Annotated in this window: 11 protein-coding genes; 6 read left to right on the forward strand and 5 right to left on the reverse strand. The window is 59.3% G+C overall.

All coding sequences use genetic code 11. The features are described 5' to 3' along the window. Positions 1–240 precede the first annotated feature (240 nt). Positions 241–1,254 (forward strand): bifunctional ADP-heptose synthase, encoded by a 1,014-nt coding sequence (locus U9R61_RS19815; RefSeq protein ID WP_322490538.1) that lies wholly within the window; start codon positions 241–243, stop codon positions 1,252–1,254. Between the two features lie 60 nt (positions 1,255–1,314). Here U9R61_RS19815 and U9R61_RS19820 read toward each other — a convergent pair whose 3' ends face one another. The 5 genes from U9R61_RS19820 to U9R61_RS19840 all read right to left on the reverse strand — a co-directional run bounded on the left by U9R61_RS19820 (position 1,315) and on the right by U9R61_RS19840 (position 5,226). Then, complete coding sequence (locus U9R61_RS19820) at positions 1,315–1,683, reverse strand: STAS domain-containing protein (RefSeq protein ID WP_322490539.1); 369 nt, start codon at positions 1,681–1,683, stop codon at positions 1,315–1,317. 38 nt (positions 1,684–1,721) lie between these two features. Continuing rightward, positions 1,722–2,153: an ATP-binding protein gene (locus U9R61_RS19825; protein ID WP_322490540.1), complete on the reverse strand. Its 432-nt coding sequence runs from the start codon at positions 2,151–2,153 to the stop codon at positions 1,722–1,724. 11 nt (positions 2,154–2,164) lie between these two features. Next, complete coding sequence (locus U9R61_RS19830) at positions 2,165–2,632, reverse strand: ATP-binding protein (RefSeq protein ID WP_322490541.1); 468 nt, start codon at positions 2,630–2,632, stop codon at positions 2,165–2,167. A gap of 166 nt (positions 2,633–2,798) precedes the next feature. Next, positions 2,799–4,352, reverse strand: coding sequence for an acyl-CoA carboxylase subunit beta (locus U9R61_RS19835; RefSeq protein WP_322490542.1), 1,554 nt, complete (start codon positions 4,350–4,352; stop codon positions 2,799–2,801). 100 nt (positions 4,353–4,452) lie between these two features. Then, positions 4,453–5,226: a WecB/TagA/CpsF family glycosyltransferase gene (locus tag U9R61_RS19840; RefSeq protein ID WP_322490543.1), complete on the reverse strand. Its 774-nt coding sequence runs from the start codon at positions 5,224–5,226 to the stop codon at positions 4,453–4,455. A gap of 381 nt (positions 5,227–5,607) precedes the next feature. Between U9R61_RS19840 and rpsL the strand changes: the two genes are divergently transcribed. The 5 genes from rpsL to U9R61_RS19865 all read left to right on the forward strand — a co-directional run. Next, positions 5,608–6,063 carry a 30S ribosomal protein S12 gene (gene rpsL / locus U9R61_RS19845; protein ID WP_066784868.1) on the forward strand — a complete coding sequence of 152 codons (456 nt, stop codon included), beginning with the start codon at positions 5,608–5,610 and terminating at the stop codon, positions 6,061–6,063. A gap of 12 nt (positions 6,064–6,075) precedes the next feature. After that, complete coding sequence (gene rpsG, locus U9R61_RS19850; RefSeq protein WP_066784871.1) at positions 6,076–6,549, forward strand: 30S ribosomal protein S7; 474 nt, start codon at positions 6,076–6,078, stop codon at positions 6,547–6,549. Positions 6,550–6,612: 63 nt separating this feature from the next. Continuing rightward, on the forward strand, positions 6,613–8,721 hold the full coding sequence (gene fusA / locus U9R61_RS19855) for an elongation factor G (protein ID WP_322490544.1): 2,109 nt from the start codon (positions 6,613–6,615) through the stop codon (positions 8,719–8,721). A 51-nt stretch (positions 8,722–8,772) separates the two neighbouring features. Continuing rightward, positions 8,773–9,654 (forward strand): class I SAM-dependent methyltransferase, encoded by an 882-nt coding sequence (locus tag U9R61_RS19860; protein ID WP_322490545.1) that lies wholly within the window; start codon positions 8,773–8,775, stop codon positions 9,652–9,654. Positions 9,655–9,712: 58 nt separating this feature from the next. Then, the coding region (locus U9R61_RS19865; protein ID WP_322486859.1) for a GTP-binding protein at positions 9,713–9,803 on the forward strand (91 nt) is incomplete at its 3' end.

Genomic DNA, 9,803 nt, shown 5'->3' on the forward strand with positions numbered 1-9,803 from the left:
CACCTGACGGCGGGCGAGAGGGCTGGGGGTGAGAGCTATCAGCCCGCGCAGCGGGCTTCGTAACCTAAGCCCGGCTCTGAAGGGCCGGGTTCCGGATCAGATGTTCTGTCCGCGCTTGAACGCACGCGGAAGCGGGGCCGGGGTGAAGGTCTCCCACCTTCACCCGCCAACCCGGCAACATCGCCTTACCGCCTACACACCCAGATCGGGACGAGACCGCTAGGATCATCAAACCTGACTATGGCAGACGCTCCACCCTTCCACGATCTCCCGCACCCGTCCATCCTTGCTAGACGGCGGATCGTTGTGGTCGGCGACATCACTCTTGACGAATACCTGTATGGCAAAGCCACTCGCCTTTCCCGCGAGGCACCGATTCCCGTGCTCGAATTTCTACGGCGGGAAACGATCCTCGGCGGCGCAGCCAATCCGGCCCGCAATGTGGTGGCGCTCGGCTCGCAGGCCAGTCTGATTGCGATCGTCGGTGACGATGCGGAAGGGGCGCATTTGCACACTCTGCTGCGCACCGCGGGAATTGACGATAGCGGCGTGATCACCATCGCCGATCGCATGACCACGCGCAAAACGCGCATTCTAGCCGACGCCGCTCCCCGCCTGCCACAGCAAGTCGCCCGCCTCGACCGGCTCGATCGCCGCCCGCTGACTCCTGCCGAAGAGGATCGGGTCATCGCTGCACTCGATCAGCAATTACCGGCTGCTGACGCCGTCATCTGTTCCGATTACCAACAGGGGTTGCTCACGCCGCGGGTGGTAGCCGCGATCCGCGATCACTGCCGCCAACACGGGGTCATCTTTGCCGTTGACGCGCAGGGCAATTCACACTACTACCGTCACGCCGATCTCTTTCGCTGCAACGATGCTGAAGCAGCGGCAGCCCTCGGCATACCCTTGCTCGACGATACAACAATGGCGGATGGCATTGCCCGTCTCTATCACGAACTCGCGGCGCGGCTAGTCATCGTCACCCGCGGCCCGGCAGGGTTGGCGCTGATCGGTGACGACGAGCCGTACCAACAACTGCCGGCCCACCGCGTAAGCGAAGTCTTCGACACTACCGGCGCCGGCGATACCTTCATTGCCGTCGCCACGCTCGCGTTAGCTGCCGGCTGCCGCGGGAGAGCAGCGGCGGCGCTAGCTAACATCGCGGCGGCGTTGGTGGTGCGGCGGTTGGGAAATACGGTCGTTACCCCCGACGAATTAGCCGTCGCCATCGCGACTATCGAGACAACATAGCCCTCTCGCTGCGGATCGCGAGAGGGCGAACAAAAACAGCACCTACACTCGTGCAATGCACTATTCCACTGCCCCTAGCCGCTTGAACGCGCTGAGCGCATCCTCCTCGGTCTGATAGATCTCGGCATATTGCGCCAAACCGACCATGCGAAAGATCTTTTGGAAATGAGGCGACAATCCGCTGACCGCCAGCTGCTGCCCATTCTGATTCACTTCGGTGACAATCCCGATCAGAATAGCAATCCCAGCACTATTAATATAATCGTTTTGGCGAAAGTTGAGCAGAATAAACCGATCGCCCTTTGCCGTTACTTGCCGGTACGCGCCGTTGATCTTCTCTTCGGCGAAGGTGGTCACATCACCGATCAGATCGATAATCGCCACGCCGTCGCGATGGCGAATATTGACGGTCAACTCGTCTTCTAACATCGATCGCTCCTCAAATCATCCACCATAATCCAGCAGTATCACGATGCACTCACGCTGTATCCTGCCAGATCACGGTAAAACACGAGCCGCATACACGTGCCACCGTTCGGGTCAGCCACGACACTCACCTCATCGGTGAGCGTAACAATGAGCATGAGCCCCATCCCACGCAATGAAGCGCGCTGGTTCAGCGTCCACTGAACTGGCTTACGCGGCAACATCGGCAATAATCCGCCCTCATCGCAGACCTCAATCACCAAGCGCTGTTCGTCTACGGTGCAGAACACCTGCACTTTCCGCTGCGGATCGGATCGATTGCCATGTTCGATCGCGTTCGTACACGCTTCGCACAACGCTGTCTTCACGTCTTCAACACGCTCTGGCGAAATACCGCAACGTCGAGCCAATGACGCCACCGCGTCACACGCAACCACTTCGTAACCGAGAATGCTGGGGAGGATGATCTGCATAGTGTCCCGGTCTATTGATCACCAACCGGCGAGCGTTCAAGATGGACAACCATTCGTACCTGATTCCCGCCGCCCGGCGCTAGGGTAAATTCTACTTCATCCATTAATTCACGCATGAGCCAAATGCCCCAACCGCCCTTATCAGCGCGTTGAAAGGCGTCAGCAATACAAGGCCGCGTCTTCGTCTGTTCAAGCTCCAGCACTCGCCGCCCTTGATCAGACACACTCACAATCAACTCATCGGGGCGCACAGTAAGCACTACCACCACTTTCATTGCCGCATCGGCTTGGTTGCCGTGCTCGATAGCATTGGTCACTGCTTCACCGATTGCAGTGCGCAAGGCGTCAATCCGCTCATCAGCAAACCCCATCCGCCGCGCCAGCGCCGCCGCCGTATCCATCGCGATCCGTTCATACCCTAGCCGGCTTGGCAGGCGCAGTTCGATCACCTGTCCTGTCGCGCCCTCGACATCACTCATGCCTGTCTTCCCACCCTGCGAGCGTTGATTATAGAGCTATTGCGGTGCAACACGATTGGTCTTAGAGCCGTTGCCTCGTAACGGCTCTACATATTGATGCGTTACGTTTATAATAGCACAGGCATCAACAAACGTGTTACCAGATCTCAAGCCGCGATCACACCAATCATAACGGAATATTGCCGTGTTTTCGCGCGGGCAGGCTCTGGCGTTTGGTGCGAGCGAGGCGCAAGGCGCGAATGAGGGCCGGACGGGTCTCACGCGGCTCGATCACGGCGTCGATATAGCCGCGTTCGGCAGCGACATACGGGTTGGCAAAGCGATTTTGGTAATCTTCCACCAGCTCGGCCAGCCGCGCCGCCGAGTCATCGGCTTCAGCCAGCTCTTTGCGGAAGATAATCCGCACCGCGGCATCAACCCCCATCACCGCAATTTCGGCTGTCGGCCACGCAAAGTTGAAGTCGGCCCGAATATGCTTGCTCGCCATCACGTCATACGCACCGCCGTACGCTTTGCGCGTAATCACCGTCAACTTCGGCACCGTCGCCTCGCAGTAGGCGTAGAGCAACTTCGCACCGTGACGAATGATTCCGCCGTATTCTTGCTGGGTGCCCGGCAAGAAGCCCGGCACGTCAACAAAGGTCACAAGCGGAATATTAAAAGCGTCACAGAAACGCACGAAGCGCGCTGCCTTGACCGAGCTGTCAATATCGAGCGTACCGGCCATTTGCAACGGCTGATTGCCGACGACGCCAACCACGTGTCCATCAAGCCGGGCAAAACCAATCACAATATTCTTCGCCCACGCCGGCTGCACCTCAAAGAAGAAGCCATCATCTACCACCGATTCGATCACTTTGATCATGTCGTAGGCTTTGCGCGGATTGTCAGGCACCATGCTCTGCAACTCCTCGTCCATCCGCTCAGGATCATCGGTCGGCGGCTGGTACGGCGGGTCTTCCATATTATTCGCCGGCAAGAACGACAGCAGCGTTCGCAACTGGTCAAAGCACTCATCTTCGGTATCGGCGGCAAAATGGGCCACGCCGCTGCGCGTGTTATGGGTCATCGCCCCGCCCAACTCTTCAAAGCCGACCTCCTCGCCGGTCACAGTCTTGATCACATCAGGCCCGGTAATAAACATCTGGCTGATGTTTTTGACCATAAAAATAAAATCGGTCATCGCCGGCGAATAGACCGCACCGCCGGCGCAAGGGCCAGCAATAATCGAGAGTTGGGGAATGACACCGCTGCTCAGCACGTTGCGATAGAAGATCTCGGCGTAGCCGCCCAAACTCACCACACCCTCTTGAATGCGGGCACCGCCGCTGTCGTTAATCCCGATGCAGGGCACGCCCATGCGCAGCGCCAGATCCATCACTTTGCAAATCTTCTCGGCGAACACTTCACCGAGCGAACCGCCGAAGACGGTAAAGTCTTGGGCAAAGACACACACCGGACGGCCATCGATCGTGCCGTGACCGGTAATGACACCATCACCCAACGGCTTGCGCCGATCCATGCCAAACGCCGAGGTGCGATGGACGGCAAAAGCATCGAGTTCAACAAACGAACCGGGGTCAAGCAGACGCTCAATCCGTTCGCGCGCGGTCAACTTGCCACGCTCATGCTGGCGGGCAAGTGCCGCCGGGTCTTGATTGCGCGCTCGTTCGCGCCGCTCACGCAGCGCTGCAATCTTTTCCGCTGTGGTCTGCGCCATAGCACTCCTCGCTTCCAGCGCCGGCTCACACCGCCGGCAATACGGTTTAGGTCGCATTTCCTGCCTGTATCATTACACTCGTAACAACGAGCCATTGATCTTATTTCCCTGCCCCCTCATTCCCCATTCCCGCTGCGCTGCCCCGCCGGCCCTGCCAGAGCACCGCCAACGCAAACGCCGGCACCGCATCGATCATCCGCCGCCAGCGTGCCGGTTGCACCGCCAAGCGGAAGGCCCACTCCAACCCCAACCGGCGCATCACCTGCGGGGCGCGCGGCACCCGCCCGGCCAGATAATCAAACGTCCCGCCTACCCCCATTGCCAGCGGCATCCGCAAGAACGGCTGGTTGCGCGCGATCCACAACTCTTGGCGCGGATGGCCATACGCCACCAGCAAGATATCAGGCCGCACCGCAGCAATCATTGCGCACTGCTGCTCATCAGCTTCTGGCGCCGGCGAACCGGCGTAACAGCCAGCAACCTGCAACCCCGGCCAGCGTCGTTGCAACACTGCCGCCGCCGCTTCCGCCACCCCCGGCCCCGCCCCCAAAAAGAAGATGCGGTAGCCGCGTTCCGCCGCAAGCTGAGCCAACCGTTGCGTCAACTCCACCCCGGTCACCCGCCCGCGCAACGGCGTGCCCAACCAACGCGCCGCGAGCAGCACCCCAAAACCATCAGGCGTATTCAAATCGGACGCCTGCAACACCGCGCGAAATGCCGGATGGCGCCGCGCCTCCATGATAAACTCCGGATTGACCGTACAAATCTGGTGCGGCCCACCGGCCTCGATCATCGCCGCTGCCCGCGCCAACGCCTCCGGCTCGGTTACGTCGTCAATCGGTACCCCCAGAATATCAATCCGGCCTGATCTCATCGCTATTCCTGCCCTGACGCGGTGTATCGTCTCTCATCATACCGCATCCGGCTACAAACAAAGACAACGCTGCACAGCAAAACCACCCCCATCCCTTCAACCCCCATTCGTCGTCCCATTCGTTCATTCGTTCCCCCATTCGTTGTCCCATTCGTTCATTCGTTCCCCCATTCGTTGTCCCATTCGTTGTCCTGTTTGACAAAGCCTAGCGACGGTGCTATACTCCGATACTGCTGCGAAGAAATTGCGCAGCAGAATGTTTGTGCGCCATGCGGCCCACTTCTAAGGCGCAGTGGCATACTGCGACCAGATCTTTGGGCCAGTTATTATTTTGTCTGCAAAAGCTTGTTGATCGCAGGCCGGTTTAAAGGAGAGCATTAGATGCCGACCATTAACCAACTTGTTCGGAAGCCGCGCAAGCCGGTGGTGAAAAAGACCAAAGCCCCGGCCCTGCGCTTCACCTACAACTCGCTGAAGGGGAAGCTGACTCGCGGCCGCGGATCACCACAGAAGCGCGGCGTCTGCACCAAAGTGACGACCATGACGCCGAAGAAGCCCAATTCGGCGCTGCGCAAGATCGCCCGTGTGCGGCTCTCCAACGGCCTTGAGGTGACGGCATACATCCCCGGCGAGGGGCACAATTTGCAAGAGCACTCGGTGGTGCTGATCCGCGGCGGCCGTGTTAAAGACTTGCCCGGCGTGCGCTATCACATCGTGCGCGGTACGCTCGATACACAGGGAGTCAACGGTCGCAAGCAGGGTCGCAGCAAGTACGGTACGAAGAAGAATCAGCCGGTCGGCAAGGGTGCAGCCGCTGGCAAGGGCGGTAAGAAGTAGGAGAGGTGCGGTATGCCCCGTCGCGGTACGGTTGAACGGCGGCCAGTTCCGCCGGATGCGCGCTATAACAGCGTTCTTGTCCAGAAGTTTATCAATAAGGTCATGGAGCGCGGCAAGAAGAGTGTCGCCGAGCGGATCGTTTATCAGGCGCTTGATCTTGCCGCCGAACGGCTCAAGAAGCCGCAGATGGAGATTTTCGAGCAGGCGCTGCGCAATGCCAGCCCTTCGATTGAGGTGAAACCCAAGCGTGTCGGCGGCGCCACCTATCAGGTGCCCGTCGAGGTCAAGAGCGACCGCCGCTATTCGCTCGCCATGCGCTGGTTGCTGATGTCGGCCCGCGCTCGCTCGGGCAAGCCAATGGTTGATCGCCTCGCCGCTGAATTGATCGATGCCTATAACAATACCGGCACGACGATCAAGCGGAAGGAAGATGTTCACCGCATGGCGGAAGCCAACCGCGCTTTCGCCCACTATGGCCGGCTCTAGCGCCGGTCTCGGTTTAGAGGATACGGCGACTTACGTCGCCTCACGTAGGAGTATGTGACGGGTATGCCACGTCAGATCGAACTCGACAAGGTACGCAATATCGGCATTATTGCCCATATCGACGCGGGCAAGACCACAACGACCGAGCGGATCCTGTTTTATACCGGCCGCACATACAAGATCGGCGAGGTTCACGAGGGTACCGCAACGATGGACTGGATGCCGCAGGAGCAGGAGCGCGGGATTACCATCACCGCCGCAGCGACGACTGCCCCTTGGCGTCTTAATGGCGTTGAGTATCGGATCAATATTATCGATACTCCCGGCCACGTCGACTTTACGGTAGAGGTGGAACGATCACTGCGCGTGCTCGACGGCGGCGTCGTCGTGTTTGACGGCGTGGCTGGCGTTGAACCTCAGTCGGAAACGGTCTGGCGACAGGCCGATAAGTATAATGTGCCGCGCATCTGCTTTGTGAATAAGATGGATCGCGTCGGCGCGAGCTTCGAGCGCTGCGTGCAGATGATTAAGGATCGCCTTGGCGCGAAACCGGCGATCGTCCAGTTGCCCATCGGCGTCGAAGACACGTTCCGCGGCACGATCGATCTCTTCTCGATGAAGGCGACGATCTATTATGATGATCTCGGCAAGGATATCCGCGAAGAGGAGATTCCCGCCGAACTGCGCCCCGCTGCTGAGAAGGCGCGCAGTGAGCTGGTCGAGATGATCGCCGAGACCGACGATGAGCTGACGCTGCTCTACCTCGAAGGCCAAGAGCTGACCGTCGAGGAATTGAAGCGCGGTCTGCGCAAAGCGGCCATCGAGCGCAAGCTGGTGCCGGTACTCTGCGGTGCAGCCCTGCGTAATAAGGGTGTCCAGAAGCTGCTCGATGCCGTTATCGAATACCTGCCTTCGCCACTCGATCGCCCCGCGATTACCGGCACCTTGCCCGGTCAGGTGATGGGTGATGAGGGCGTCGAAGTCATTACCCGCCGTGTCAGCGACGACGAGCCGTTTACTGCGCTGGTCTTTAAGATTGTCGCTGACCCGTATGTCGGTAAGCTGGCCTACTTCCGCGTCTACGCCGGCAAGATCGAGAAGGGATCGTATGTCCTTAACTCGACCCGTGGCCAGCGTGAGCGCCTTGGCCGCCTCCTCCGCATGCATGCCAATCATCGCGAAGACATCGATGAGGTGTATGCCGGCGAAATCGCGGCGATGGTTGGCCCCAAGAACTCCTATACCGGCGATACGATCTGCGATCCCAATCACCCGATCGTGCTTGAGAGCATTCGCTTCCCTGAGCCGGTGATCGAGTTGGCCATCGAGCCGAAGACTAAGGCTGACCAAGATAAATTGTCGATCGCACTCAGCCGGTTGGCCGAAGAAGACCCGACCTTCCGCGTCTATACCGACCCTGAGACCGGCCAGACGATTATCAAGGGCATGGGTGAGCTGCACCTTGAGGTGATCGTCGATCGCATGCGCCGCGAGTATAAGGTCGAGGCGAATCAGGGCAAGCCACAGGTTTCGTACCGCGAGACGATCACCATCCCGGTTGATCACGAGACCCGCTTCGTCCGCCAGACCGGTGGTAAGGGCCAGTATGGCCACGTCAAGATTAAGTTCGAGCCGTTGCCCCCCGGCGGTGGCTTCGAGTTCGTCAATGCGATCGTCGGCGGTGTGATTCCCAAAGAATACATCCCCGCCGTCGAGCAGGGCCTGCGCGAAGCGATGCAAACCGGCGTGATCGCTGGCTATCCGGTGGTTGATGTTAAGGCAACGCTGTACGACGGTTCGTACCACGAGGTTGACTCGTCGGAAATGGCCTTTAAGATCGCGGCTTCGATGTGTCTCAAAGAAGCGGTTCGCCGCAGCAAGCCGCAATTGCTCGAGCCGATTATGAAGGTCGAGACGGTCACGCCTGAGGAATTCCTTGGTACCGTGATCGGCGATTTCAACTCGCGCCGTGGCCGCATCGAAGGCATGGAAGCTCGCGGCAATGCGCAGGTGGTACGCGCCTTCGTGCCGCTGGCTAATATGTTCGGCTATATGACGGATCTCCGCTCGGCAACGCAGGGCCGCGCTACCTCGTCGATGGAGTTTGACCATTACGAGCCGCTGCCTGATGCGTTGGCCAAGGAGATTATCGAGAAGCGCAGCGCAAATTAGTGAGGAAGGACGGGGACGTCCGCCCCACGCGGTCGTCCCTTTTCTGCGACGATGGAACTACGCCTGCTGACGCCGCCGCCTTGGTCTGATTATGAATTGATCGACTCGGGCCACGGCGCGAAATTGGAACGGTTTGGCCCGTATGTGTTGGCCCGGCCGGAGACGCAGGCGATCTGGTCGCCGCATTTGCCGGCGACCGAATGGCAGAAGTCTGATGCGGCCTTTCGTCGCACACGCGGCGATGAGGGGCCGGGTGAATGGCAACAACATCGCCCATTACCCGAACGCTGGCCGATCAATGCTAATGGGGTGCGCTGTTGGCTGCGCTTGACGCCGTTTCGCCATACGGGCGTCTTTCCAGAACATAGCGCCCATTGGGAATGGTTGGCCCGGCAAGTGCAACGCCGTACTCAGCCGCGCGCATTGGTGTTGTTTGGGTATACCGGGTTGAGCAGCCTGCATCTCGCTCGCTACGGCGCACACGTGACGCATGTCGATGCTTCTAAGCCTGCCGTGCGTTGGGCGCAAGAGAATCAGGCGCTGGCTGAATTAACTGACCGCCCAATCCGGTGGCTGATCGATGATGTCGGTAAATTTGTCGCCCGCGAATTGCGGCGTGGAAATCGCTACGATTTGATTTTGCTCGACCCGCCGGTGTTTGGGCGCGGGCCAAATGGTGAGATTTGGCGCTTGCACGAACAATTGCCGCAGTTGCTAGCCCAATGCGCTGCGTTGCTCAGCCAGCAACCGTTAGGTGTGTTGGTATGCGCCTATGCGACAACCATTTCGGCGCTGACGATCGGTAATCTGCTCGCCGAGACGATGGCGCCATTTCATGGGTATGTAACCGCCGGCGAGTTGGCCATCCCAGAACAGACCACTCGCCGCTTGTTGCCCACGGCGATTTACGCCGTCTGGTCTGATCGGGAATAAGCCGCATTCCGGCTGACAAGGATAAGTAGATCGCGCAAGAACGCGGAGGAACAACACAATGGCCAAGCAGAAATTCGAGCGGACGAAACCGCATCTTAACGTCGGCACCATCGGTCACGTCGACCACGGCAAGACGACGCTAACGGCGG

The sequence above is a fragment of the Chloroflexus sp. genome, from assembly GCF_034431535.1.
GTDB lineage: Bacteria > Chloroflexota > Chloroflexia > Chloroflexales > Chloroflexaceae > Chloroflexus.

Excerpts from the sequence above, each read along its gene's own strand:
- U9R61_RS19815 (WP_322490538.1), top strand. The coding sequence starts at position 241 with ATGGCAGACGCTCCACCCTTCCACGATCTCCCGCACCCGTCCATCCTT.
- U9R61_RS19820 (WP_322490539.1), bottom strand. The coding sequence starts at position 1,683 with ATGTTAGAAGACGAGTTGACCGTCAATATTCGCCATCGCGACGGCGTG.
- U9R61_RS19825 (WP_322490540.1), bottom strand. The coding sequence starts at position 2,153 with ATGCAGATCATCCTCCCCAGCATTCTCGGTTACGAAGTGGTTGCGTGT.
- U9R61_RS19830 (WP_322490541.1), bottom strand. The coding sequence starts at position 2,632 with ATGAGTGATGTCGAGGGCGCGACAGGACAGGTGATCGAACTGCGCCTG.
- U9R61_RS19835 (WP_322490542.1), bottom strand. The coding sequence starts at position 4,352 with ATGGCGCAGACCACAGCGGAAAAGATTGCAGCGCTGCGTGAGCGGCGC.
- U9R61_RS19840 (WP_322490543.1), bottom strand. The coding sequence starts at position 5,226 with ATGAGATCAGGCCGGATTGATATTCTGGGGGTACCGATTGACGACGTA.
- rpsL (WP_066784868.1), top strand. The coding sequence starts at position 5,608 with ATGCCGACCATTAACCAACTTGTTCGGAAGCCGCGCAAGCCGGTGGTG.
- rpsG (WP_066784871.1), top strand. The coding sequence starts at position 6,076 with ATGCCCCGTCGCGGTACGGTTGAACGGCGGCCAGTTCCGCCGGATGCG.
- fusA (WP_322490544.1), top strand. The coding sequence starts at position 6,613 with ATGCCACGTCAGATCGAACTCGACAAGGTACGCAATATCGGCATTATT.
- U9R61_RS19860 (WP_322490545.1), top strand. The coding sequence starts at position 8,773 with ATGGAACTACGCCTGCTGACGCCGCCGCCTTGGTCTGATTATGAATTG.